The organism is Polaromonas sp. P1_G1 (assembly GCF_056405595.1).
In genome coordinates this window covers 33735-59144 of record NZ_JBFUBU010000011.1, presented here as the reverse complement: position 1 = coordinate 59144, position 25410 = coordinate 33735, and the positions used below count along the sequence as shown (strand labels likewise).

19 protein-coding genes and 1 pseudogene are annotated in these 25410 nt (G+C 63.6%); 7 read left to right on the top strand and 13 right to left on the bottom strand.

Going from position 1 to position 25410, the window contains the following annotated elements:
* Positions 1 to 53 precede the first annotated feature (53 nt).
* From AC1D1Y_RS07170 to AC1D1Y_RS07145, 6 genes are all read left to right on the top strand, one after another.
* Positions 54 to 935 carry an alpha/beta hydrolase gene (locus tag AC1D1Y_RS07170; protein ID WP_477681730.1) on the top strand — a complete coding sequence of 294 codons (882 nt, stop codon included), beginning with the start codon at positions 54 to 56 and terminating at the stop codon, positions 933 to 935.
* A 33-nt stretch (positions 936 to 968) separates the two neighbouring features.
* The gene (locus AC1D1Y_RS07165; protein WP_477681729.1) at positions 969 to 1913 is read left to right on the top strand and encodes an ABC transporter permease; all 945 of its coding nucleotides are present in this window, start codon (positions 969 to 971) and stop codon (positions 1911 to 1913) included.
* Entirely contained in the window at positions 1910 to 2731 is an 822-nt protein-coding gene (locus AC1D1Y_RS07160; protein WP_477681728.1) for an ABC transporter permease, read from the top strand. Before AC1D1Y_RS07165 ends, AC1D1Y_RS07160 begins: the two co-directional genes overlap by 4 nt.
* Entirely contained in the window at positions 2728 to 4416 is a 1689-nt protein-coding gene (locus AC1D1Y_RS07155) for an ABC transporter ATP-binding protein (protein ID WP_477681727.1), read from the top strand. The genes AC1D1Y_RS07160 and AC1D1Y_RS07155 overlap by 4 nt, the downstream gene beginning before the upstream one ends.
* 17 nt (positions 4417 to 4433) lie before the next feature.
* A complete protein-coding gene (locus AC1D1Y_RS07150; protein ID WP_477681726.1) occupies positions 4434 to 5990 on the top strand; it encodes an ABC transporter substrate-binding protein in 1557 nt (518 codons plus the stop codon).
* A gap of 68 nt (positions 5991 to 6058) precedes the next feature.
* A complete protein-coding gene (locus AC1D1Y_RS07145; RefSeq protein ID WP_477681844.1) occupies positions 6059 to 7243 on the top strand; it encodes a C45 family autoproteolytic acyltransferase/hydolase in 1185 nt (394 codons plus the stop codon).
* A gap of 273 nt (positions 7244 to 7516) precedes the next feature.
* Here the strand turns inward: AC1D1Y_RS07145 and AC1D1Y_RS07140 are convergent, their stop codons facing one another.
* Complete coding sequence (locus AC1D1Y_RS07140; RefSeq protein WP_477681725.1) at positions 7517 to 9793, bottom strand: Nal1-like putative serine protease; 2277 nt, start codon at positions 9791 to 9793, stop codon at positions 7517 to 7519.
* A gap of 483 nt (positions 9794 to 10276) precedes the next feature.
* Here AC1D1Y_RS07140 and AC1D1Y_RS07135 point away from each other — a divergent pair, with 483 nt between their 5' ends.
* Entirely contained in the window at positions 10277 to 10564 is a 288-nt protein-coding gene (locus AC1D1Y_RS07135; RefSeq protein WP_477652352.1) for a hypothetical protein, read from the top strand.
* A 47-nt stretch (positions 10565 to 10611) separates the two neighbouring features.
* On the opposite strand, the gene AC1D1Y_RS07130 is transcribed toward AC1D1Y_RS07135, so the two are convergent.
* The 12 genes and pseudogenes from AC1D1Y_RS07130 to AC1D1Y_RS07075 form a co-directional block, all read right to left on the bottom strand.
* Positions 10612 to 11016 (bottom strand): hypothetical protein, encoded by a 405-nt coding sequence (locus tag AC1D1Y_RS07130; protein WP_477681724.1) that lies wholly within the window; start codon positions 11014 to 11016, stop codon positions 10612 to 10614.
* Between the two features lie 201 nt (positions 11017 to 11217).
* Entirely contained in the window at positions 11218 to 12801 is a 1584-nt protein-coding gene (locus AC1D1Y_RS07125; RefSeq protein ID WP_477681723.1) for a tetratricopeptide repeat protein, read from the bottom strand.
* A 44-nt stretch (positions 12802 to 12845) separates the two neighbouring features.
* Positions 12846 to 17438 (bottom strand): beta strand repeat-containing protein, encoded by a 4593-nt coding sequence (locus tag AC1D1Y_RS07120; RefSeq protein WP_477681722.1) that lies wholly within the window; start codon positions 17436 to 17438, stop codon positions 12846 to 12848.
* Between the two features lie 209 nt (positions 17439 to 17647).
* Positions 17648 to 17791 (bottom strand): annotated as a pseudogene (locus AC1D1Y_RS07115) (D-amino-acid oxidase); the annotation flags it as partial.
* A 38-nt stretch (positions 17792 to 17829) separates the two neighbouring features.
* Entirely contained in the window at positions 17830 to 18765 is a 936-nt protein-coding gene (locus tag AC1D1Y_RS07110) for a 4-hydroxyproline epimerase (protein ID WP_477681843.1), read from the bottom strand.
* A gap of 298 nt (positions 18766 to 19063) precedes the next feature.
* Positions 19064 to 19579: a hypothetical protein gene (locus tag AC1D1Y_RS07105; protein ID WP_477681721.1), complete on the bottom strand. Its 516-nt coding sequence runs from the start codon at positions 19577 to 19579 to the stop codon at positions 19064 to 19066.
* A gap of 376 nt (positions 19580 to 19955) precedes the next feature.
* Positions 19956 to 21197 carry an ABC transporter substrate-binding protein gene (locus tag AC1D1Y_RS07100; protein WP_477681720.1) on the bottom strand — a complete coding sequence of 414 codons (1242 nt, stop codon included), beginning with the start codon at positions 21195 to 21197 and terminating at the stop codon, positions 19956 to 19958.
* Between the two features lie 44 nt (positions 21198 to 21241).
* Positions 21242 to 23185 carry a hypothetical protein gene (locus AC1D1Y_RS07095; protein ID WP_477681719.1) on the bottom strand — a complete coding sequence of 648 codons (1944 nt, stop codon included), beginning with the start codon at positions 23183 to 23185 and terminating at the stop codon, positions 21242 to 21244.
* A 310-nt stretch (positions 23186 to 23495) separates the two neighbouring features.
* The gene (locus AC1D1Y_RS07090) at positions 23496 to 23930 is read right to left on the bottom strand and encodes a hypothetical protein (RefSeq protein ID WP_477681718.1); all 435 of its coding nucleotides are present in this window, start codon (positions 23928 to 23930) and stop codon (positions 23496 to 23498) included.
* A gap of 77 nt (positions 23931 to 24007) precedes the next feature.
* Positions 24008 to 24718: a hypothetical protein gene (locus AC1D1Y_RS07085; protein WP_477681717.1), complete on the bottom strand. Its 711-nt coding sequence runs from the start codon at positions 24716 to 24718 to the stop codon at positions 24008 to 24010.
* A gap of 17 nt (positions 24719 to 24735) precedes the next feature.
* The gene (locus AC1D1Y_RS07080; RefSeq protein ID WP_477681716.1) at positions 24736 to 25089 is read right to left on the bottom strand and encodes a hypothetical protein; all 354 of its coding nucleotides are present in this window, start codon (positions 25087 to 25089) and stop codon (positions 24736 to 24738) included.
* Positions 25090 to 25154: 65 nt separating this feature from the next.
* A complete protein-coding gene (locus tag AC1D1Y_RS07075) occupies positions 25155 to 25409 on the bottom strand; it encodes a hypothetical protein (RefSeq protein WP_477681715.1) in 255 nt (84 codons plus the stop codon).
* Position 25410: the final 1 nt, after the last annotated feature.

Genomic DNA, 25410 nt, shown 5'->3' with positions numbered 1-25410 from the left:
CATCACCCTTGGCCAGCAGGCCGCTTTGAATCTCTTTTTGTGGGTGGTGATTTATGTCTGAAGTGCTCTCATCGAATGCCGCAACGGCGTCGAGCCCGTCTTTCGGCGACAAGCGGGCGGCCGCGATCTACGACCTGGGCCACAGCACGATTTTCGCGTCACGCACCGACCCGCGCTTTTCCTACTGCACCTATGTTCCGCCGCACCTGGGCCATGCCAAGCAGCCCATGCAGCTGGTGGTGGTGGTGCACGGCACGGGCCGCGCCTTCACCGAATACCGCGACGCTTTCGCCGCCTTCGCCAAGTGGAACGACTGCATCGTCCTGTGCCCGCTGTTCCCGGCCGGCCCGCAGGGCGACGGCAACCGCGACGGCTTCAAGCACCTGCGCGAAGCCGATATCCGCTACGACCAGATCCTGCTGAGCATGGTCCACGAGGTGGCCGTCAAGTTCGGCTGCGATTTTTCCAAATTCGCGCTCTTTGGCTATTCCGGCGGCGGCCAGTTCGTCAACCGCTTCGGCCTSCTGCATCCCGAGCGCCTCTGGGCCCTGTCCATAGGCGCACCGGGCTCGGTCACGCTGCTGGACTTCCAGCAGGACTGGTGGGTGGGCGTGCGCGACTTTGAAAAGCGTTTCGGCAAGCCCCTGAACTTGCCCGCGCTTAAAGCCCTTCCGGTGCACATGGTGGTCGGCAAGGCCGACATGGAAACCTGGGAGATCACCCACCGCGAAGGCGRCAAGTTCTACATGGCCGGCGCCAACGACGCCGGGCGCACGCGGCCCGAGCGGCTGGAAACCCTGCGCCAGTCCTTCGCGCAGGCCGGCGTCAGCGTCACCCTGGACCTGGTCGACAACGTTCCCCACAACGGCCTGGCCTGCGTCGACACGGTGCAGGACTTCCTCGCGGGCGTACTGGCCGACATGCGCACAGCCTGATGCCCTCCACACCCCAGCCCTGAAAGCCCGACCATGCTACGTTTCGCGCTGGCCCGCCTGATGATGGCGATACCGACCCTGCTGATCGTGGCGGTCGCGGTGTTTGTGCTGATACGGCTGATCCCCGGCGACCCGGCCCAGCTGCTGCTCGGCGACCTCGCCGATCCGGTGCGCCTGGCCGACCTGCGCGCCCAGCTCGGCCTGGATAAAAGCTGGCCGGTGCAGTTCGGCATCTGGGGCCGCCACGTGCTGGGCGGCGACCTCGGTGTGTCCATCAACACCGGCGAGCCCGTGCTGCAGCTGGTGCTGGGCCGCTTCCTGGTCAGCGCGCAGATWGTGCTGGTCGCGGTGCTTTTCGCCACCCTGGTCGCGGTGCCGGCCGGCATGATCGCCGCCTGGAAGCAAAACCGCCTGCCCGACCTGATGCTGGTCGGCACGGCCACGCTGCTGGTGTCCATCCCCACTTTCTGGCTGGGCCTCTTGCTGCTGCTGTTCTTTGGCCTGAAACTCGAATGGCTGCCCGTGGTCGGCTACGTCTCCATCATGAGCGACTGGAAGTCCGGCCTGCTGTATCTGCTGATGCCCATCCTCACGCTGTTCCTGCACGAGATCGGCGTGCTGATCCGCATGGCCAGGGCCAGCACGCTGGAAGTGCTGCGGCTGGACTACATCACCCATGCGCGTGCCAAGGGCCTGTCGGAGCGTGCCGTGCTGGTGCACCATGCCTTCCGCAATTCCTTCGGCCCGACCTGGACGCTGATCGGCCTGGTGCTGGGCAACCTGCTGGGCGGCGTGGCCGTCGTCGAGACCGTTTTCACGATTCCCGGCCTGGGCCGCCTGCTGGTCGACGCGATCTTCGCGCGCGACTACCCGGTGATCCAGGGCTGCCTGCTGCTGGTCGCCGTGATCTACGTGGTTACCAACCTGGTGATCGACCTCTGCTATCCGATCTTCGACCCCAGGGTGCTCGCGGAATGAAAAAGTTTCTCACCCCGCAGGCCCTGATAGGCCTCTTCATCGTGGGCCTGATCCTCGCGGCCGCCGTGCTGGCCTTCTTCTGGACGCCGCACGAGCCGCTCAAGATCAACTTCCTGGCGCGCCTGAAGCCGCCCAGCGTCACTTACTGGCTGGGCACCGACGAGTTCGGCCGCGACGAGCTTTCGCGCCTGATGGCCGGCGCCTCCAACAGCGTGTGGATCAGCTTCCTGACGGTACTGCTCTCCATCACCGCGGGCACGGCGATCGGCGTGCTGACCGGCTTTGTGCGCGGCTGGACCGACCGCATCATCATGGCCTTCATCAACGCCCTGCTGGCCTTCCCCGGCTTGCTGCTGGCGCTGGCGCTGCTGGCCGTCTTCGGCGCCAACAAGTACGGCATCATCCTGGCGCTGGGCCTGGCTTACACGCCCTCCGTCACACGCATCGTGCGCGGCACGGTGATGTCGCTGCGAGAAAAGGAGTTCATCGAATCCTCGCGTGTGCTCGGCAACTCCGAGCTCTACACCATGTTCCGCCACGTGCTGCCCAACTGCGTGGCGCCGCTGACGGTGCTCGCGACCTCGATGTTCGGCTGGGTGATCCTCGCGGAAAGCTCGCTGTCCTTCCTGGGCCTGGGCGTGCCCCCACCCGCACCGACCTGGGGCAACATGCTGGCCGCGGCCAGGCCCTTCATGGCGCAGGCGACTTATCTTTCCATCTTCCCGGGCCTGTGCATCGCGCTCACGCTGCTGGGCATCAACTTCCTGGGTGATGCGGTGCGCGACCTGCTCGATCCGCGCATGAGGGGCATCGAATGACACAGCTGGTCGATGTCTCCGGCCTGAGCCTTTCCATCGGCAAGGGCGGCCGTGAAATCGTGCGCAACGTCTCCTTCACCGTCGCGCCCGGCGAAATCGTCGGCATCGTCGGTGAATCCGGCAGCGGCAAGACCCAGGCGGCGCGCGCCATCATGGGCCTCACACCGCCGCCGCTGCTGCGCAGTGCGGGCCGCATCCTGTTTGAAGGCGAGGACATGGCGGCGGCCGGCGACGCGCGTTTGCGCAAGCTGCGCGGCGCGCGCATCGGCATGGTGTTCCAGGAGCCCATGACCTCGCTGAACCCGTCGATGACGATAGGCAGGCAGCTCGACGAAGGCCTGGCACTGCACCGGCCCGAGCTCTCGCCGGCCGCGCGCCGCGACAAGGCGCTGGCCATGCTCGCGCGCGTCGGCATCACCGACCCACAGGCCGCGCTGGCCGCCTGGCCGCATGAGTTTTCAGGCGGCATGCGCCAGCGCATGATGCTGGCCTCGGTCATGCTGCTGGAGCCCGCGCTGCTGATCGCCGACGAGCCGACCACGGCCCTGGACGCGCTGGTGCAGCGCGACGTACTGGAGCTTATGGTCGGCCTCACGCGCGAACACAACACCGCCGTGCTGCTGATCAGCCACGACCTGCCCATGGTCGCGCGCTACACCCAGCGCATGATCGTCAWGCAGCAGGGCGAAGTCGTTGAAGCCGGCGACACCGCCGCCCTGCTGGCAGGCCCAAAACAGGACTACACCCGCAAGCTGCTGGAGGCCATCCCGCGAAGGCAAGCTGCGCGCACGATTGCCGACGAGCAGCCCGTTATCGAAGTGCGCAACCTCGTCTTCGACTACCCGGGCAAGCGTCGTCTCTTTGCCAAATCCGCGGCCAAGCGCGTGCTGCACGGCATAGACCTGGTGGTGCGGCCGCGCGAAATCGTCGCGGTAGTGGGTGGCTCGGGCTCGGGCAAGACCACGCTGGGCCGCGCGATTGCCGGCCTGATCAAGCCCACGGAAGGCGACATCCGTTTCCGCGGCCGTTCGATCGCGCGCAGCGATGCGGGCTGGCTGGACTACCGGCTCAATTGCCAGATGGTGTTCCAGGACCCGTATTCCTCGCTGAACCCGCGCATGAGCATTGGCCAGCTGGTCGGCGAAGGCCTGCGGCTGGTGCCCGGCCTGACTTCGGCCGAGCGGCAGTCGCGCGTGGCGAAGATGCTCGACGAAGTCGGGTTGCAGCCCCAGCACGCGCAGCGTTATGCGCATGAACTCTCGGGCGGGCAGCGCCAGCGCGTGGCGATTGCCCGCGCGCTGATACGCGAGCCGGCTTTTGTGATCGCCGACGAGCCGGTGTCGGCGCTTGACGTCACCGTGCGCGCCCAGGTGCTGGCGCTGCTGGCCGAGCTGCAGGAGCGCCACGGCTTTGCCTGCCTCTTTATCAGCCACGACCTCGGCGTGGTCGAGCAGGTGGCGGACCGCGTGATCGTGATGCAGGCCGGCCGGATCATCGAGCAAGGCAGCCGCGACGAGGTCTTCGATAAGCCGCAGCACGCTTACACACGCAAGCTGCTGTCGGCGATTCCCGCGCTGACGCCGACCGGCCAGGGCGGCATGCAACTCAAGTGGCGTTTTGACGAAGCCGATGCGCCGGCGGGCGCGACCAACCCCATACATCCCATACGACCTTTTTCGGCCTGATTTTTAAGGAGCCTCCCATGCTTTCGATGCGATTGAAATTCCTGAGCGCCGCCGTGCTGGCGGCCTGTTCCGCGGCGCAGGCCCAGACGCCGCAGATCGTGGTCGCGCAGCCGGCCGACATCCGCTCGACCAACCCCGGCGTGAACCGTGACAACACCACCGACGGCGTGGTGCTCAACATCGTTGAAGGCCTGGTGGCCTACCACGAGAACGGCACGGTCGGCCCGCTGCTGGCGCGCTCCATCGTGGTCAGCCCCGACGGCCTCACCTACATCTTCAAGCTGCGCACCAACGTGAAGTTTCACAACGGGGAGCCCATGACCTCGGCCGACGTGCTGTGGAGCTGGAAGCGCTATACCGACCCCAAGACCGACTGGCGCTGCCTCAGCGAGTTCGACGGCCGCTCCGGCGTCAAGGTGACTTCCGTCACCGCGCCCGATGCGCAGACCGTGGTCATGCAGCTGGACAAACCCTCGGCAGTTTTTCTCGACAACCTGGCGCGCACCGACTGCGGCATGACCGCCATCCTGAACAAAAAATCCGTCAAGGAAGACGGCAGCTGGGACAAGCCGATAGGCACCGGCCCCTTCAAGTTCGAGGAATGGAAGCGCGGCGAGTACGTCACGCTGAGCGCCTTCGCCGACTACCAGTCGCCCCCCGGCACCAAGCCCGACGGCTACCTCGGCCTCAAGAAGCCGCTGGTCGAGCAGGTCAAGTTCCTGACCGTCCCCGACATGTCGACCTCCAAGGCCGGCCTTCAGTCGGGTGCCATCGATGCCGGCCAGATCACCTCTTCCGACGTGCAGGAACTCAAGGCCAACAAAAACCTCAACGTGGTCGCCGCCGTCGATGCCGGCAAGAACACGCTGCTGATGCAGACCAACGACCCGCTGCTCAAAGACGAGCGCATCCGCCAGGCCATCGCGCTGTCGCTGGACATGAACCAGCTCGTCGCGGCCGCGTCCGAAGGCCTGGCCCGTGTCAACAACTCGGCCATCCAGGACACCTCGGCCTTCTACACGGCGGCCCAGAAAAAAGGCTACCGCCATGACCCGGCCAAGGCCAAGCAGCTGTTGAAGGAAGCCGGCTACAAGGGCCAGCCCATCGTGATCCAGGCCAACAAGCGCGCCCATGTGCCCAGCTTCTCGGTCGCGGTGATGAGCCAGGCCATGATGCAGGCAGTCGGCATCAACGCGCAGATCGAGGTGCTTGAATGGGCGACGCAGCTGGACCGCTACAACAGCGGCAACTACCAGTTGAGTTCTTTCACCTATTCCTCGCGCCTGGACCCCGCCCTGAGCTATGAGCAGTTCTCGGGTCCCAAGGCCAAGCAGCCGCGCAAGGTCTGGGATGACCCGGCCGCGCAAAAGCTGATCGACCAGAGCTTCACCGAAGCCGACCCGAAGAAGCGCCAGGCGCTGTTCGACCAGTTGCACGCGATGATGATCGCCAAGACGCCGCTGGTCATCCTCTACAACGTGACCGACTCCTGGGCCGTGCGCAAGCGCGTGTCCGGCTTCACGGTGTGGGAAGGCAAGCCGCTGCTCTGGAATACCAAGCTGGCCGCCAAGTAAGCCGTTCCAGTTTCAGTTTTCACTCGCCTTGATGCGCAGGCCCGCGCACAAGGCCCGGACAGGCACGCCTGGCGGCGGCCGTCCGTCCCCTTCGGCTAGTTTTCACGACAGCACAGAACAAGACAAACATCGAACAATTCCCCTTTATTTCAGTTTCCGGCAGCCCGCATGAGCGCGGCCTGCAGTACGGCCGCCAGGCCGCCGGCCGGGTGCGCGGCAGCGCGCGCCTCTACGGCCAGACCCTGGTCAACCTGGGCTATAGCGAGCAGGCGCGCGCGCGGCTGATCGACTTCTTCGCCAAGGAAATCGGCGACTTTGCGCCCCATTACATTGACGAGATGCGCGGCATCGCCGAGGGCGCGGGCGTGGACTTCCAGGACATCGTGATGATCAACGCCCGCACCGAGGTGCTGGCCAAGGCACGCGCCGAAAAAGTCAAACAGGCCGACGCGGAACCGGGCGACGGCTGCACGGGCGCGCTCATCCTGCCCGAGCGATCCGCCAACGGCAACCTGCTGCACGGACAGAACTGGGACTGGCGCGCCGAGTGCGTCGAGACCTCCGTCGTGCTGCGCGTGCGCAACGACAACGGCCCCGATTTTTTGACCTTTGTCGAGGCCGGCGGGCTGGCCCGCAGCGGCTTCAACAGCGCGGGGGTGTCCATCACCGCTAATTACCTTGAATCGGACCGCGACTTCAAGCAACTGGGCGTGCCGCTGTCGCTGATACGCCGCAAGGTGCTGGAGCAGGAGATTTTTTCGCTGGCCATGAAGGCTGTCGCGGCCACGCCCAAGTCCTGCTCCAACAACATCATGCTGGGCATGGCCCAGGGTTTCGGCATCGACTTCGAATGCACGACGAATGAATCGTTTCCGATTTATCCCGGCGCCGACAACCTGATAGTCCACGCCAACCACTGGATGAGTCCGGTCGCGCTCAGCAAGCTGGTGGACCTCGGCATTTCCCAGTCGCCCGACAGCCACTACCGCGACTGGCGCGTGCGCAAGCTGCTGAACACGCAGGACAAGCTCAGTCGCCAGGATCTGAAGAACGCCTTTTTCGACGACTTCGGCCTGCCCTACTCCGTCTGCCGGCCGCCGCGCCTGGGGAGCCACGACAATCTCTCGGCCACGGTGGCCATGGTCATCATGGAACCGGCCGCCGGCGAGATGGAAGTCGCGCCCCTGCCGGCACTGAACCGCGTGTTCACCTGCTACAGCCTGACGCAGGAACCGCGGCTTTCGGCCGCCTGACGCTGATTAGGGCCTGTTAACGCTATTTATGCAAATGCGAATGGGGTGAAAACAGCGCCAATCAAGGCGTGCGACAACGCCCAGACCGGGCGTCTGCGCTAGGAGCGCAACGCGGAGTGGGGCTGTTTTCACCCCATTCCCTCCGGGTTGCGATCAAAAAGGCCTTGCGCGGCGTTGCAAAGCCTTGACGGGGTCTACCCCGCCCGCGTTTTGCGCCTTGCTCAAGGCCTTTTTGACTCGCAACGCATCTTGCATAAATAGCGTTAACAGGCCCTAAAGTACCGCGGCCAGGCCGTCCAGGTCCAGCGAGGGGACAAACTTGGGGTTGATGTAGCGCTTGCGGATGTCGGCTTCGGAGAACTCGACCATCTCCAAGCTCTTGGCGCTTTCACCGCCGCCCGCGATCCAGGCGCTTTCCCAGATATGGGCCAGGTTGCGTATGCCCAGGGCCATGACCTTGGCGGTGTTGCCGCCGAACTGCTCCCACAGGCCGTCTATCACCGCGCGCGAGGCGCCTTCGCCGAGTTCGACGTAAGCGTCGCAAATCTCCAAGGGCGGGATCAGCCTGGCGACGTCGTCCATGAGCTTGACCGTGGCGATCGCGGCCTTGCGGCCTTCGTCGATCTCCGCCAGCTTGGCGGCCGGTTTACCCAACACCTTGTCGATGGCTTCGAACAATTCTTCCGCCTTGGCGTCAATCATCTTGGTCTCATAGACCGAGTGCACGCCCTTTGCGGGCCAGTCTTTTTTAGGCTTGCCGGTGCTGGTGACACCTTCCGTGACCTGGTCCTGGTAGCCGTCTGCCAGGAAAGAGCCATGCAGCGGCTGGCAGGCGTCGCCCACATAGTGCGCCAGCAGCCCCGCCGCGGCCACATAACTCGCGTAGTCCTTCTTCTCGACATAGCCAACCATGGCGTCATAGAACTGCCAGACGCGGAAAGGCAGGCAGCCGCGCGACTTGGAGGCCGTGGAGCCCACACTGTCGTAAAAGCCCTGCCAGTATTCGACCGTCACCCGGTCGCTGTCCTGCATGCACAGCTCCCGAAGGCTGGGCCCGTCGCCGGGACCGGGCACGTCGATGTCGGCATAGTGCGTCGGGTGTTCCGGCCCGCTGTTAAAGCCGGTGTCGCGTCCGCCTTTGACCTTGCCGGGCTGCTTTTTCCAGATGACGTCGGGCACGTCCGCCAGGGCGATAAAACCTGTCGTGTCTTTCAGCGCCTCGTTGATCTTGCCGGGCGCAATGTCGGCGCGGTCAAAGCTGATGCGCATCGCGTTGGCCGCGAGCAGCTTGGCGAGCTTTTTGTCTTTGACCTGGCCGACCGCGACGTTGCCTATGCTGTAGTGGCCGGTCGCGCCCCAGTAAGGCTGCGCCGCCGTGTTGTGGGCCGACACCAGTTCCACGTCCAGCAGCTTGCAGACATTGCTGAGGTTGGTCGCCAGCGCGAAGTTGTAGGCGCCGCCGTCGACGCTGAAGGTCTGTGCGCCCCATTCCACGGCCAGCGGGCGGTAAGTGGGCTTGCCGTCTTTGCCCGCCTTGCCGTCTTTGCCCGCCTCGACTTTGAGGTGCCAGACCGTCCCCGAATCGCCCGGCTGTGTCTGGTGAGTGGCATCCTGTGGCGCAATCAGCAGGTCGGCCACATAGTCATAGCCGCCCACGGATTTGTAACGGTAAAACAGTGCCTTGATGCGCCCGTCGAGGTGGCCCGAGGCCGCGCCGAAGGCGGACACCGGATGGTCTATCAGTTGCAGACCCAGGTTCTGCTCGTTGAGGTCCGCCAGCGCCCCCACCTCGCCGAGGCCGTAGACGCTGCTGGTCCAGTCCCTGGCGTCGTCGACCTCGACCAGGCCGACGTCCAGGTTCAGGTAGGTCTGCTTGCCGGCAAACGACGGATAAACCTCGGTGAAGGGCAAACGCGTCAGCTGGCGTTCGGAGGCATGGCCGACTTCGACCTCCTCGCCGCGCAGGCGCGCATGGACGGGCTCGCCCGGCTCGCCGCAGACATGGCGGTTGGTCAGCGCGTAAATCGTGTGGCCGTCGCTGACCAGGCAGCCGGCGCTGGCCGTGCGCAGCAGGCCCTGGTTGCGGATCAGCAGCGGAAAGCCCCCGCCTATGGCCGCCTCCGGCCAGATCCACGAGGGCAGCTGCTTGCGCCCCGGCACCTGCGGTTCGACCTTGACGACGCAGACCGGAACGACACGTCCATCGGGCAGATACAGTATCTTGGGCACCATGTCCTGCGGATGGAGCTTGCTGGTGGCGAAGGCTTTTTCCTCCACCCACTCATCGACCATCACCAGGATGCAGGGCCAGGAGTAAGGGCGAACCTCGGAGTTGGCGAAGGTGCGCTCCACCTTTTTCTTTGCCGTGGATTTTTTGAGCGGATTCTTCGCGTCCGGCCAGGGGTCGCTGTGCCGTATCAGGTACAAGCCCACCGCCGTGCCCACGACGTTGCGCTTGTTGAGCATGTGCACATGGAACTGGTTGCGCGCGTCCAGCAGGTCGCGCACGGAAAGGCTGGCGTAGTTGTTCTGACTGCTCAGGATGTCCATGGAATGTCCTCCGTGTGGTGAAGCTTCCGAGGCAGCTCCCCCGTTTGTGCGCGCGAATGCGCGGGTGCGTCAGGCCTGCGGGCATTGTGCGCAGCCAAATCGGCCTGATCAATCCTCCAATAGGAGGAGGAACCAGCTTCACCGGGTTTTATGACGTGGATGTGTCCGCGGCGGGCTGCCTCGGTGGCACGCGCTGGATTGGCGCAATGCAGGCAACACAGCAAGCGATGCAAAAAAAGCATGAGCAAACAATGTCTTTCTGGCGACATTGCGAGATCATCAAAGCTACAGAAAACCAGGGCTGTACGCGCGACATTCAGGGCACAACCCGCAGCGCCACAAGCCCCTTGCCCAGTCTCCAGACCGTGTGGACCCGGGCATTGTCGCGATCCACGTGGAGTTCGATACACAAGCAGGCGGAAGTCAAACCCCGTCGCCGCAGGACAGCCGCGACGCCGGGGAAAACATCATGGGGCGAATAACATGGAAGCCATCAACGCAGGAAATGGATTGTCGATTTATCTGCCGCTCGCGCTGTACGCGGTCATCGCCATCGTCGGCTGGCGGCTCATGAAGAGACAATGCAAATCCGAAGCCGGGCAAGCCACCTACTGGCAGGCCTGCTACATCAAGCTGAACAGCCTCGCCAGGTCACACCGACTGCGCGCGGCCGAGTTTGAAATCCAGGCGGAAAAATTCCGCCTGCGCTGGCAGCAGGAACAGCGAACCCTGCACAAAAGAAGGTTCGACGAAATGTTTTTCAAAAAATAGGCCGCGGCCCAACAGCCACGTCGGCCCCTCGAACACCACGGGATGCATCAAAGGCGGACCAGTGTTTTCCTGGCCAGATAGCCGAAGGTCACAATGCCCGCCAGCCCTCCCCACTTGGTATATCCGGTCGCCCACCAAGGTATTACCGGCGCATGGCCAGGCGATGGCACCATGCTTTGGCCCGCCCAGAAGTCCAGGGCCGGCCACCAGCACATCCAGAGCAGCGCCAACAGGACGGGCCAGATTTTCCTCGGCCGCAGTCGCGGGAAGTCGCCTTTCAGGGTCGAGCAAAGACGGGTGAGCACCGCCAGCACGGCTATCCAGGAGAACACCACCCCCGCCACATCCCGGCTCAGCCGGAAATAGCCGGAAAACTTGCAGGCCAGCAAGGCCACGGATGCAACGCCAATGACAAAAAGAATCCAGCGGTCTTCACCATCGATTTTGTACATGGAAGTTCTCCTTCACTTTTCGGATCAAGCCCAGCCGCGCTTTGAAACGGGAAGGCCGCAGCGAAACGTGGCGTGCAGCAGTTCGGCCTTGAAGGTTTGCGCGGCATTGCCCAGTGCTCGTAAAAGCCCGTACATCGAGCGAGCGCACGCTCCGGGATTTTTTGCACCAAGGCTTCGCTCGCCTCCCTCACGCGGGCCCTTTCAAGCAACCGCGCTCAAATGGGCGCCCAGGGCCCGGACCACCGGTGACCATTCGCCCGGGGTCTCCTGGTTGAAGATCTTCAGGCTCGGATACCAGGGGCTGTCCTCGCGCGGCGCCATCCATCGCCAGCAGGCGTCAAAGCGCGACAGCATCCAGGTCGGGCGGCCCATGCTGGCCGCCAGGTGCACACAGGCCGTGTCCACACTCACCACCCCGTCAAGGCAACTCATCAGGCCCGCCGTGTCGCCAAAATCCGCCAGGTGGTGGCTCCAGTCGACGATGCAGCCCTGCCAGGCCGAGGTGGCGATTTCAGCCGCCGCCGGGCCCAGCTGCAAGCTGTGCCACTGCACACCGCGCACCGACAGCAAGGGCTCCAGGTCGGCCAGGCCTATGTTGCGGCGTTGCGCCATGGCCTGCGCATTGGAGCCGCTCCAGACCAGGCCCAGCTGCCGTACCGCGCGGCCCCGCGCCACGCCCTTGATGGAACGCGGCATGGGCGCATAACAAAAGCGGGTCATACGTTCATGCCAGACGTCGACGCGCTCCTGGCTTGCGGCCAGCGAGGCAGGCGGCGGCAGGTTTTCCATCCTGCAACCTAGGTGCAGCGGCAGGCTCAGCAAGGGCACATGCAGGTCGTGGCCCTGCACGCGGCCCGGCAAGGCTTCTTCCGCCGGCATCAGCGTGATGCGCTCACGCGCGGCCATGCCGGCCAGCACCGGATGCAGGGCCCGGCGGCAGACCAGCAGCAAACCCGCCTCGGGATGCGCGGCCCGCAACTGCGGCAAAAAGCGCGCGAACTGCATCGCGTCACCCAAACCCTGCTCGGCCCAGACCAGCAAAATCCGCTCACCCAGCGCGTCGCCCGTCCAGGCCGTGCCGTAGTCGCGCCAGCAGCCCTGGGCTTGCGAAACCTTCCAGCGCCATTCATGCGCCGGCCAGCCGGCCTCGAAGTCACCCCCGGCCAGCAGGCCCAGCGCGCGGCTGAACTGCGACTCGGCATATGCCGGGTCCGCCTCGCAGGCGGCCTCCACCAGGGGCCTGGCCGCGGGCCAGCGCGACGCTTCCAGCGCCACCACGCCCAGCGCGGTATAGGCCCGCGCCTGGGCCGCGCGGTCGCCGGTGGCCAGCGCGACGTCAAGCTCGGGCTGCCACAGCCTACGCGCCTCGTCAAAGCGGTACTGCGCGCGCAGCATGCCGGCCAGCTGGCGCAGCACGGCTTCCTTATCCGCCGGCCCCAGTACCAGGGCCTTGCGGTACGCCTCTTCGGCGCGGGCCGCCAGGGCGGGCTGTTGCGGCTGGTCGAGCGCCGAGCCCAGGTTGAACCAGTCGTCCGCATCACCTTCGCCGCCGGACGCCTTTGCCAGCGCCAGGACCTTTTCGAACGCCGCCAGGGCCTGCGCCGGCCGGCCGCCGCGAAAAGCCAGCGCACCCACCAGCCGCCAGGCTTGCACCGACTCCGGCTTCACCTCCAGCACCTGTTGCACCAGGCGTTCGCAGTCGGCCCAGCGCTGATTGGCATAGGCTAGATTTGCGGCGCGCATCGCCGCCTCGGGCGTCATGGAAGAAATAGAGGCTTGGTTCATGTCAATTCACCGTGCTGGGAAGCGAACTGTTGCGCACAGCCGGCTCAAACCACACTGGTGGTCAGCAAGACATTGATCAGCAGATTGATGGTGTGTCCATCATGCTGGTACCGGTATACGTCATAGGTCTGGCCACCGATCGCCACGTCGTTGGCCGATGCATTACCGGCCGCTGAAGCCACGACGCTGTAAACCGTTCCGTCCACGTCGGTCAGGTTGTTCGTGCCCGCGGACTGCGTGGTCAGTGTTTTGCCCAAGGCGCCCAGGTTCAAGACGTCGCCTGCCGTGCCCGTGATGCGCAGGGTATCCGCCACCGAGTTGCCGCTGGTGAACTCCAGCACGTCGCCCAGGCTCAGGTTCAGCGTCTGGTTGCCGGCGGCCGCCATGCTGACGATCTCAAAGCCTTTGACGAAATTGCCGGGACTGGCCGCACCCCTGAAGTTGAATGCCGTTGTGGTATCCAGCGCCAGGGTATCCACGCCCGCGCCGCCAAGGTATTGCGCGCCGGCGACGAAGAAGTTGGCTTGTGTCGTGCCGGAGTTCAGGGTGTCGTTGCCGGCCCCCAGGTTGATGACGCTGTTGACGTTGGAGGCCGTGCCGATGGTCACCAGATCGTTCATGTCGCCGGTGTCCAGGATCAATCCACCCAGGTAGCTGCCGCTGGCCGTGCCGGTGACCAGGGTGTCGGCTACGCCTGCCGCCATCGTTTGAAGGTCGTCGTCGATCAGCGTACCGGTCGCCGACGATGTGCCGGCGCTGAAACCGCTGTCGGTGGCGCTCTCGCCCACGATGGTTTCATTGGTTTCAGCCAGCGCGTCCTGGGCCAGGGCCACCGTGACCACCTTGGTGACCTGGCCCGCAGCCCAGTCCAGGGTCTGGATGCTCACGTCCGTGTAGTCGGTCCCGCCGCCTGTGGCCGTGCCGCCGTTGGTGCGGAAGTAGCTGGTGCTGGCAGCGGCGAGGTCACCGCTTCGGGTGACGGTGAAAGCCATCAACCCGTCCGCCTCGTGGGGCGCGCCGGCGGCCGTGACCGCGTAGGCATAGGGGGCCGGCGCGGTGTCGTTGTCCAGCAGGTTGATGCTCGCCGTGGCCAGCCCGGCTGTGAAGCCGCTGTCGGTGGCGATCTGGCCGACCAGCGTTTCGGTGGATTCAGCCGACGCATCGTCCATCAGCACCACGAACACCACTTTGGTCTTCTCGCCCGCGCCCCAGCTCAGGGTCTGCGACGCTACATCGGTGTAGTCCACGCCGCCTGTGGCCGTGCCGCCATTGGTGCGGAAGTAGCTCGTCGTCGCCGCGGTGATGTCGCCGCTGCGGGTGATGGTGTAGGCTGCCATGCCGGTGTTCTCGAAGACGTTGTCGCTGGTCTGGCTGATACCGTAGCTGGTGGCCACCGTTGTCTGCAGATCCGTCAGCGTCACCGTGGCAGTGGGGGTGGCGATGGTGCCCGCCGAGGCATTGCGCAACCCCATGACGATGGTCTCGTTACCCTCGACCAGGGCATCGCCGGCCAGGTTGGTGGTGAATGTCTTGGTGGTCTCGCCCACGGCGAAGGTCACGGTCGTGGCGCTGATCCCACCGTATTCGACCGCACTGGTGGCGGTGCCGCCGGCATCGTAGTACTGCACGGTTTGCGAGGTGCTCAGGTCGCCGCTACGGGTGATGGTGAAACCGGCATACGTATCGTTTTCCTTCACGACGTCCAGGGTGGCCGCAATGCTGAATACGGAGCGCGTGCCATCGTTCGACGCCAGGGTGCTGGACGACGTGGCGGCGACGATGTCACCGATGCTGGCATCGGAGATCAGGCCGGTGATGGTTTCTCCCGTTTCGGCCAAGGCGTCGTCAGTCACGGGCACCAGCACCGTCTTGCTCATCTCGCCCGCGGCAAAGCTCAAGGTCTGCAGGATGGCGCTGTAATCGGCTCCAGCCGCGGCCGTGCCGCCACCCGCGGTGCTGAACACCACCGTGGCCTGCGCACCGGATCCCGTGCGTGTGACGGTAAAGGCGGCAAAACCGCTGGCCTCGTTGGCGGCGGATGCGGCCACGCTCCACAAGGACTGGTCGTCGTCCAGGATCGTGCCGGTGGCGCTGGCCGTGCCGATGACGCCGTTGCTGGCGCCGCTGATGGAAGCCACCACGGTTTCATTGCCTTCGGCCAGGCTGTCGCCGCCGATGGCGATTGTCACGGTTTTGCTGTTCTCGCCGGCCGCAAAGCTCAAGGTCTGGTAGGCCGCCGTGTAATCGGCGCCTGCCACGGCCGTACCGCCCACGGTCGCGAACTGAATGGTCTGCGCCGTGCTGTAAGGCCCGGACCGGCTCACCGTGAAGGTCAGCACACCAGCGCTTTCGCCGGCATCGCCGCCGCTGGTGACCTTCCACACCGACAAATCATCGTCCAGGAGGGTGACGCTGGCCGTCGCCGTGACAATGGTGCCTGTGCTGGCATTGGCGATGCTTGCGACGAGGGTCTCGTCGCCTTCAGTCAAGGCGTCGTTTATCAGGTTCACCCGGACGATCTGCGTGGTCTCGCCTGCCGCGAACGTGATGCTACCCGCGGAATTGGTGAAATCACTGCCGCCCGTTGCGGTCCCCCCTGCCGTGAAACCGAGGAGCGTCGCCGCGGTGCTGCTGTTTCCCGTTCTTGTCACCGTGTAAATCACGGCGAAGCCGTTTTCGCTGCGATCGATGCCGGTGGTGGCGATGCTCCACAGCGACTGGTCGTCGTCCAGGATGGTGGCTCCGGCCGTGGCCGTCGCCAGGGTGCCCGTGCTGGCGTTGCTGATGACACCCAGCACCGTCTCATTGGCTTCGACCGCCGTGTCGCCGCTGATCGCCACCGTCACGACCTTGGCCGTCTCGCCGGCGGCGAAGGCCAGGGTCTGGTTGGCGGCCGTGTAGTCGCTGCCCGCCGCGGCCGTGCCGCCCGCGGTCGCGAACTGGATCGTAGCGGTGGCGCTGCTGTCTCCCGTCCTCGTCACCAGGTAGGCCAACACGCCCGCACCCTCGCCCRCGGCCCCGACGCTTGCCACGCTCCACACCGGCTGGTCGTTGTCCAGGATGGTGGCGCTCGCCGTGGCCTGGACGATGGCGCCCGCGCTGGCATTGCTGAGGAACACGCCCACCGTCTCATTGGCTTCGGGCGCCGCATCATTGTTGAGCGCGACCGTCACGACCTTGACGCTCTCGCCGGCCGCGAAGCTCAGCGTCTGGCTGCCGGCCGTGTAGTCGCCGCCAGGGGTGGCTGTGCCGCCGCCGGTGGTGAACTGCACCGTTGCCGCGGTGCCCAGCGGCCCTGTCCGCGTGACCGTATAGGTGATCACCCCCGCGCCCTCGCTCGCATCACCGCCGCCGGCCACACTCCAGCCCATCTGGTCATCATCCGTGATGGTGGTGGTGACTTCCGGACTGCCTCCGAGGTTGCCTGTGCCCGAGTTGAGGGCGAGATACATACTGCTGGTTTCATGCAGCTCTGGCACCGCATCGTCCACGATGTTGCGGCTGATGGTCTTGACGGCCTCCCCCGCCGCGAACGTGTAGAAAACGTCGAAGGCGATGATGTCGGTGCTGTCGGCCGTTCCGCCTTCACCTGTCAGCCTGACGACGGCGGCGCCCAGGGCTCCGGTTCGCGAGATCACGTACGTGATGGCCTGGCTGCCCCTTTCACCGGCCGTGTCGATTGCTGACAGGCTCCAGACCGAGGCGTCGTTGTCCAGGATGGTGGCGCTTGCGACGCCGTTGGCGACGACCCCGCTGCTGGCATTGCCGATCATAGCCAGCACGGTCTCATTGCCTTCCACCGCCGCGTCCTCGCTGACCGCGACTGCAACGGTCTTGCTTGCCTCGCCGGCGGCAAAGGTGAGGGTCTGGCTGGCGGCCGTGTAGTCGGTGCCGGCCGTGGCCGTGCCGCCGCCGGTGGTGAACACGATCGTGGCCACGCCCGTGGGGTTGGTCCGGGACACGGTGTAGGTCAACGCACTCGCGCCTTCGTCAGTGCCGGCGTTGCCCACCACGCTCCAGCTCGACTGGTCGCCGTCCACGATGGTGGCGCTGGCCGTGCCCTTGCTGACAAAGCCACTGGAGGCGTTGCTGATCAGCACATTGACCGTCTCGCCGGCCTCTAACAGCGCATCGCCGGCAATCGCCACGGTCACCGTCTTGCTCAGCTCGCCGGCGGCAAAGCTCAGGGTCTGGTTCACCGCCGTGTAGTCGCTGCCCGCCGCCGCAGTGCCGCCCATGGTCGCGAACTGGATTGTCGCGGCCGACGAGATGTTGTTGCCGGACCGCGTGACCGTATAAGTGAGGAAACCCGAGTCCTCGGCCGCGTCGCCGTTGCTGGTCACGCTCCACGAAGCCGTCTGGGCGTCCATCAGGGTGGCGTTCGCAACGGCGCCGGTCGGGGAAATGGTGCCCGTGCTGGGGCTGGTCAGCTGCACGCTCACCGTTTCGTCGCCTTCGACGAGGCTGTCCGCGGCCAGGTTTCCGGCGACAACCTTGCTGGTTTCGCCTGGCGCAAAGGTCAGGGTGACCCCATTGATCGAGCCGATGTCGCCATTCGTCGCAGTCGTGCCGTTGAACTGGAGCATCTGAATCGTCGCCGTCGCATCGATGGCGATCACCGGGAGGTGAGCAATCAAGCATAGGCCGCTCAAAAACAATTGGGCGCAACATTGTCCGCAGGAAGGCAATCTCCGTGGGTTTTTGAAAATTGACGTCCCGCGATCAACGGGCTTGCGCCTGATCGTTGGCGGTGAACAGGCCAGGCCGCGCCTCTTGCGGGGATGGCAGGTATCGCGAAGATGGGGCCGTATGCTGCAGGCTGTCTCAGGAACACCCGCCGCGGCATTCATGCAGCCGCCAGAAAGCGCTGCACGCCATAGGGCGCGGCATCGAAGGGCAAGGTTGCGCCAGTCAGTTGCGCCGCCAGCAGGCGATCCGTGGCCGGGGCCGTGGTGACACCCGGGCCTTCGTGGCCGACGGCCAGGCACAAGGTGCCGCAGGTGGTGAAGGCGAAGGCGCAATCGGCATTCACAGGCGTATGCCCCAGGCGAAAGGATCGCCGTCCTCGATCAGCAAGGTCGCTTCGGCGCTCATGTGGGCGCGTCCACGCAAAGTCGGGATGACTTTGCCGTCCTCCAGGGAATAGCTGGCCTCGAAGCGGCTGCCGATGATGCTGGCCTGGCGCCAGACCTCACCGGGCGCGAGCTTGCCGTCGGCCGCCAGGCAGGCGATCTTCGCGCTGGTGCCGGTGCCACAGGGCGAACGGTCGTAGGCCTTGCCGGGGCACAGCACGAAGTTGCGGCTGTCGGCGCCCTCATCGTCGTCCGCGAACAGCTCGATGTGGTCGATCTCCGCGCCGCCCGCGCCGGTGATGCCCTGTGCGGCGAGCGCTTCGCGCAGCGACACGCTGTAGGCGGTCAGGGCCTCCAGCTTGTCGCTGGCCACGCGCTGGCCGTGTTCGCTCACGAGGAAAAACCAGTTGCCACCCCAGGCCACATCGCCGCGCACCGCGCCGTGGCCCGGCACATCGACGGCTACCTGGTGCAGGTGCCGCCAGGCGGGCACGTTGCGCACGCTCACCGAGCCGTCCTCATGCAGCGTGGCCGTGACCGTGCCGACCGGCGTTTCGATTCGGTGCGCACCGGGCGCTATGCGGCCCAGGTAGGCCAGCGAGGCCACCAGCCCTATGGTGCCGTGGCCGCACATGCCCAGATAACCGGTGTTGTTGAAGAAGATCACGCCGGCGGCGCTGGCCGGATCCACCGGCTTGCATAACAAGGCTCCCACCACCACGTCGCTGCCGCGCGGCTCCAGCACGGTGGCGGCGCGCCAGTCGTCGTATTGCTGCGCCAGCAGTTCGCGCCGCTCGGCCATGCCGCCGGCGCCCAGGTCGGGAAAGCCATCCACCACCAGCCGGGTCGGTTCGCCGCCGGTGTGGGAGTCAATTACCTTGATTCGTTTCATGTTTTTCATGTTGCAGGCCTGTGAAGGTTCAATCAGATGAGCTTACGTCTTCAGCCATCTGAAGTGACGGGGGTACCAGCTCCAGCAGCGGCCCTTGGAAAGCAGTGGCGAGCCAGACAAAAGCCTCATAACGGAGAGGTTGGAGCAGCAATTCCTAAAACAAAGGATTTAAATTCTCAATATATAAATATATTAATGAGATATTTAAATCGACTTTATAGGGTATTAAGCATCTTGCCAAGCCGCCCTTTTTGCGCTGGGGTTGAGTCAAGAACCGCCGGGTGGCCCCGCAGCGGCCTCAGATTTCGATGGCGCGCCTGGCGAAGCCCGGCTCCTCGCTGGCTTGCGGCAGGGAAGTCTCGCGCCGGTCGACGGTCCTAGGGAAAGCACATGCACCCAGAACATGCAGCAGGTCTTCCTGCAGAAAAGAAGTGCCAAGGTACATCGGGCTGACGCGGGAAAGATGGTGGCGGAAATGGTCAAGCACAGTCCGCTGGCTGATGACCGGTATCACCAGGGTGGCAGGGAAGGCGGCCAGTTGCGCCAGGAAGTTCTCCATGGCCTTGCCGCGTTCGCCGTGCGTGTGCCGTTCCCGCAGGCATACAAACACCGCGCGATGCCGGAAGGTCTCAAGCACCCATGGCGCGCCCATCAGCGCCGTGCTGTCCACACGCGTAATCAGCCTCGAGGCGGACAGCATTTTCAAACGGCTTCGAAAGTCCTCGACGACGAGTTCGTGGAAATCCACCAACAGCACGCGAACACCAATTCCTCTGTGCAAGGCATTGAATTCAAAAGAATCTCTGGCACTCATATGGGGTCCTCTGCTTCGCCGAGGCCGGGTGCGGGCTCACAGGATGTGAGCGGCATCACCGGGCAACGTCGCCGCAGTGTCTGCGAGAACGCCAGTATGTAAAGCCGACTTTGTCTACGCACGGGCAAAGCTTGCTGGAAAGGCCGAACATTTACGCTTTGCCGCAGCCCGCAGGAATCGCCCGCTGATCAACAACAATTGTCCGCAGAAACACATTACCGGCTTGCCGGTACCGGCCTGATTTTTACAATGGCCGGGACGCTCTGGCGTTCCTTGTTCTCATCCCAGACAAGGCTGCTATCAGGCAGTTCAAGCCCCTGCAGTGACCTCTTCTGCAGGGGCTTTTTTTCGCCTGTGAACAGGCAACAGATGGGTGCTAGACCCTGTCTTTCCAGCGCCCCAGTTCCCACGAGGGCAGGCCCCGCAGGTCGCCGACCTTGGCGCTCTGGAATTCCGCAAGCACGGGTTTCGCGCCCAGCCTGTCATAGGCCTGCTTGACCAGCGGCGCGGTCTTGACAAACACGCCCTTGACCTGCGCCCAGCTCAGCGGCTCCGCGATGATCTTCGCGCCCGCAATCATCTTGGACGTCGCCAGCAAAGACAGCGCATCGCCTTCGGTCGACCAGGCCCAGCCGCGGCGAAACACCACCTCGTCCCGGACCACCTTGGCGCCGTCCGCCGGGGACAGTCCCCAGTAGGACTTCACCAGCTGTGACACAGCCGCCGGCTCCGACTCGCTGAGCACGCCCACCGCCTCCTGCTGCGCCAGCAAAAAAGCCAGCACGAGGTTCGGGTGTTTTTCCAGCAGGCTGTTGTGCACGATGCGAAATGATCGGTGCAGGTAGTAGCCGTCCGGATAAAAAGGCGAGTTCTTCACCGAAGGCAGCAGGATGCCAGCACCCTTGCCTTCCGGCCCGTCGTAATGCGACTCCGTATAACCGTAGGAATTCATGATCGCCACCGTGCCCGTCGCCTGAGCCTTCAAAAAGGCCGGGTAGACGGCCAGCGTGGCATCCATCCCCGCCGGCACCTGCGCCGCCTCGGGCAGCGTCGATATGTGCACCATGCGAATGCCGTGGGCGGCCGGGTCCGGGTTGCCCAGCTCATAACGCAGAATCTGCGTGAAGGCGTTGTACGGGTCAGCACCCATCAGCGTGCCCACCGTCTTGCCCTTGAGGTCCTGCACATTGCGGATGGGCGAATCCTTGCGTGTGCACAGCAAAAAGCGCAGCCGCCCCTCCGCTACCGACACCAGGCTGAAAGGATGCTGCGCCACGATGGCGCGTATCGTCGGCGTGTTGCCCCACATCGCCATGTCGAGCTGGCCCGCGGCCAGGGCCTCCACCTGGGGCGCGGCCGCCGGGTAGCTGCGGTAATCCACCGTCAGGTCGTAGCCGAACTCCGCCGCGTGTTTTTCAATCAACCGCTTGCCTATCATGTACTGCGTAACCGGTGAGTTGCCCGCCGCCCAGGGCACCCAGCCGTAAGACAGGGTGAAAGGCCTGCCCGCCTGCGCGCGCGCCATGCCCCCAATGCCCACAACCCCAAGCGAGGCGGCCAGGCCCGCGCCCCGGCGCAGCCAGTGCCTGCGCGTCGACATCGATGATCCGCCGTTCATGGGAGACCTCTCTTTCAGCCTGAAGAACAAGACGCGCGGCGGGCTTAGGCAGCCTCCGCCGCAACACCCAGCCGGCCCGGTTTGGTATCCGGTTCGTGCACCACCCGCTCCACCAGTTCATACACTTCCTGCAGCTCACCGCGCGGGCCCAGCGGCACCGTCGCCGCCAGCCGGAACCGGAAGTGGCGCGCCGCCGCCAGCGCCACCGAGCGGCTGGCCGCGACGCTCAGGCCCAGCGCGTTAGCCTGCCGCGCCAGCGCCCGCGCGTTGTCCAGCGGCGCGCCCACCGCCGTGAAAGTGAGGTGGTCCCAGGTGCCGAAGTTGCCCACCGTGGCATTGCCGAAATCCAGGCCGAAGCACGGCGGCTTCACGGCCGCATTCAGTCCCTCGGCCAGCGCCTGCATGGCATCCACCGCACGCAAAGCCGCCTCGCACGCATAGCCCGCCGGGTTGGAAACATTCAGCGGCGTGTTCCACAGCGCCACCGCCGTGCAGCTTTCATAGCGGTCCATCATGCCCTTGCCCTGCGCCACCTCCACCGCGAAGATCTGCAAATAATGTTCGGCATGCGGCGACCAGGTCACCGCCGTCGCGTGATGTTCATCCAGCGCCGCGCACAACACCGCCAGCTCGCGCTGCTCCACCCCCGCCTGCGGCGTCAGGCGGTTGGCGATGAAATGCTTCACCAGCGGCCGCGGCACGTAGCGCGAGAAACCCTGCAGCGCGATGCGCGCCAGCGCCAGCGACTCCTGCAGGCGGCGCACTTCAGAAATGTCACTGTCCTGCGGGATGTCGCTGTCGAACTCGAACTCCCGGATGTGTTTGGCCGAACGCACCAGGTTCATCAAGGGCCTCGCCAGCCGGTTCGCCATCCAGAACAGCATGGGTAGCAGTAGCAGCAGCCCGGCCACGCCCACCCCCAGCAGCATCCAGCGCATGCGCCGCACCTGCGCCAGCAAGATGTTCTGGTCCGACACCAGCGCCACATAGGCCTTGTGGCTGAACACGCCCTCCATCGGCATCACCACCGCCGCGAAACGCAGGCCCCCCGCGCCTTCGACCGAATGGATGGGCGTGTCCTGCGGCGCCCCCTGCTCCACCAGCTTGTGCAGCGAGCCGTACAACGGATCACTCAGGGCCGACAGGCTCACCGGCGTGCCCGAGCCCAGCAGGCGGCGCAGCCTGTCGGCCTGCGACCATCCCCAGACACGGCCCTGCGCGTCGAACAAAATCAGCTCCGCCCGGCTTTCTTCACCCCGTGCCCGCAAAAAATCCGACAAGCCCCCGACCGTGAACATCGCCGCCGCGACGCCGCCCCTGGGGCCGCTCAACGGTCGCGACAGCGCCATGCCGAACTCCTCCGGCACCTTCAGCACAAAAGGATCGGTCGCCTGGAAAGTGCCCAGGTTCAGGTCGCTCGCCCCCTGGTACCAGGGCCGCTCGCGCGGGTCGTAGCGCTCGCCCCACAGCCGCCGCTCGCTCGCGATCGCCGTCATCTGCTGGTCGTAGAACACCCATTGCTCGACCCGCTTCTGCTTCTCGTCCACCCGGATGGTCTGCAGCGCGAAACGCGCCTCAGGCAGCGACTTGGCCCAGGCCCGGTCACGCGCGGTGCGCAACACCATGCTCTGCTGGAAACTGCCGTCCGGGTAGCCGAACACCAGCGAGCCGATCTGTGGATAACGCTGCTGCATCGACATCTGCATGCGCAGCACCGAAATGTCGTTGTCGCCTTCCAGCCCCGCATGCGGGTCGTTAGACGTCGCCTCCAGCCAGGCGCGCGCCGGCTCCTGGAAACGCAGCAGCTGCTCCTGCGTGCGCCGGCCCAGTTGCTCCAGTTCGCGCTGCGCACCGTCGAGCACGATGCGGCTGGCCGCCAGCTCCGCCAGCGCCATCAACGCCACCACCAGGACCGTGACAAGCGCGGCGTAGGTCCAGAACAGGTGGGCCCGAATCGACCTGGCATGAAAGCTCAGCATCTTCATCACCGTTGTCTCCCTGCGGTGCGTGTTTGCACTGCAAGATACGCCTCGCTAATGGCTTTGACAAGGTGATTGATACTGCCTTTCGAGTGTGCGGCCCGACTTGAACAGTTTGTGACGTTTGTCAGGTGGGCAGAGTGCTGGGTGGCCTACTACAAAAAGAGGAGCCAACCCGCTTAGGGCCCGCCTGTGGCCTATGGAGGAATAGAAAGAGGGGGTGGTGCCGGCGCGATGGTAGGCCGGCTTTGCGAAGTTGGTCTGCTGACTTTTTGTTGCATTAAGCGAGAGGCCGCGCGTAGCCGTCAGTGTTTTCTTATCAGGCGATACGCCATCCATCGGGAACGGTAAATATTTTCCAGGGTTCTGACAGCTCGTCTGGCTGTCGAAACATCGTTTCAATCATTTGAACCTCTGGAATTAAAAATTCCCTCACCGCATCAAATTTATCAACGCCAACTTTCCGCCGCACCTTAGCCACCTTTAGGAGCTCAGCATTTGATGACAACAATAAAGGAAGAAACTCTTCCATGCGATGAGGCGAATTAATATGGTCGTCAAACACACGCATGACTATGCCATCCACCCAACTATGTTCAAGTGCCGGTCGGATTTCATCCAGCATGAGTTGTAGCCACTCCGAAGTTGCAGTTGCGCCACCGGCAGTGCGAACAAAAGAGGAAAACCACACTTCGGCGACAGCGTTGTGTATCCAAAAGGATTTCCCTTTGAAAGTCATGAGAGAGGCAGACATCTTTATTTAAGCACTACTACACGAGATTGTCGCGATGATGAACTTCGCTGAAGCTTGGTCCTCGCCGTATGTCAGTTTCAGTTTTGGACCGGAGCGCCGGAATGTTGGTCAGATGATGACCAGATGCACGTCAACTGGCTTGCAACGTCCTTGTCTAGCCTGTCCCATGCGGCAACTCTGATATCTGACGACTCGCCGATCTCACAGACAAACAAAACCTCACCGACATCACGCGCATTAAAGCAAAGAACGCATTCATTCAGAAGATCGTAGGCATGTGTTTCGTAAATAAAGTTGACGGGCAATTTGTAGATAGAAATTTTGTCGATCACCTTGCCGACAAGTTCACAGCCAGCAGACAAGTCAATTGCGTGCCGAGCGCAACCACGCACACCAACTTTGTCTTCAAATTCAAGAGCATCAAAAAATCGACCATCGTCAACATCAAGACGAAGCTCTCTCAGCACAATAGACCCCAAGAAGTCATCTTCATAAAGAATGATGGTTTTACCCTGTTCGCAGGAAATCAAGAAAGGACCTCCCTGTGACTTGTAGATCAAGTCCGAGAAGTCAGTTATCCCCCTTTCTTCAAACAGAATTTCCTTTGACAAATACCTCGTCCCAAGCATGAACTTGTTGATGGGTTTACCTACCATCCATTTCAGAATTTCAACGCTTTCCGAAGGAAGGAGGTAGTTGATTCGACGACGCCTAATCCTGAGGTTATTCATAATCTTCCCGACGCTGGCGGCGGTGATGGTGATGGTGCCCGCCTTGTCTTTGTCCAAGTTGCCTGCGGTGCGCGTCAGGCCCTTGTGGGTGTATAAGTACCCGACGCAATCGCATCTGCCAACCCATGAATGGTCGAGTGCTCAAGCGCATGCAGTACATCCCCCATACAAATTCCGCGTATTGGCATGGCGGAGTTGTGTTTATGCAGTGCGGTTAGCAGAACACCAAAAAACATGCTGTACGCATCGTGATGATTCTCTTTCAGGAAAGCGCGGACTCCATCCGACAACACAATCCAGAGGTCTGTATCTCCGACCTGCGCTTCAGAGATTTTGATCAGGTCTCCATTGCAAACGATTGTGATTTCTCGCACCCGCTCAGTGTGCAAAAAATCGTGCACATCAAAAAATATCTCTTTGATTTTCATAGTTAATTTGACTTAACAAGTGAGCCAGTCCAGTCATTGGCTGTCCAGTTATCCGTCACGAACAATCAGAAGGTGATTGGCAAATTCACCTCATGGCCGTCAACCATCTCCCAAGTGATACTCGAAAGTACTTTTACTGCGTCGGCCCTACGCGTTAAAGCATCGAGCATTAAAGCCTCAAGTTCTGCAGGACATATCATCCGTCGGATGCCCCCGCTGTCCAGCAACTCGACCTGATAAGTCATAAGTACATGATTGATTAAGAAGCGATAGGTCGCTGTTTTGGCATCCGAAGATAGTTCAATAGAAATAAGTTGCACA

Bases quoted from the DNA above. Each gene is read 5' to 3' on its own strand.
- AC1D1Y_RS07160 (WP_477681728.1), top strand. From the start codon at position 1,910: ATGAAAAAGTTTCTCACCCCGCAGGCCCTGATAGGCCTCTTCATCGTG.
- AC1D1Y_RS07150 (WP_477681726.1), top strand. From the start codon at position 4,434: ATGCTTTCGATGCGATTGAAATTCCTGAGCGCCGCCGTGCTGGCGGCC.
- AC1D1Y_RS07140 (WP_477681725.1), bottom strand. From the start codon at position 9,793: ATGGACATCCTGAGCAGTCAGAACAACTACGCCAGCCTTTCCGTGCGC.
- AC1D1Y_RS07135 (WP_477652352.1), top strand. From the start codon at position 10,277: ATGGAAGCCATCAACGCAGGAAATGGATTGTCGATTTATCTGCCGCTC.
- AC1D1Y_RS07130 (WP_477681724.1), bottom strand. From the start codon at position 11,016: ATGTACAAAATCGATGGTGAAGACCGCTGGATTCTTTTTGTCATTGGC.
- AC1D1Y_RS07125 (WP_477681723.1), bottom strand. From the start codon at position 12,801: ATGAACCAAGCCTCTATTTCTTCCATGACGCCCGAGGCGGCGATGCGC.
- AC1D1Y_RS07110 (WP_477681843.1), bottom strand. From the start codon at position 18,765: ATGAAACGAATCAAGGTAATTGACTCCCACACCGGCGGCGAACCGACC.
- AC1D1Y_RS07105 (WP_477681721.1), bottom strand. From the start codon at position 19,579: ATGAGTGCCAGAGATTCTTTTGAATTCAATGCCTTGCACAGAGGAATT.
- AC1D1Y_RS07100 (WP_477681720.1), bottom strand. From the start codon at position 21,197: ATGAACGGCGGATCATCGATGTCGACGCGCAGGCACTGGCTGCGCCGG.
- AC1D1Y_RS07090 (WP_477681718.1), bottom strand. From the start codon at position 23,930: ATGTCTGCCTCTCTCATGACTTTCAAAGGGAAATCCTTTTGGATACAC.
- AC1D1Y_RS07080 (WP_477681716.1), bottom strand. From the start codon at position 25,089: ATGAAAATCAAAGAGATATTTTTTGATGTGCACGATTTTTTGCACACT.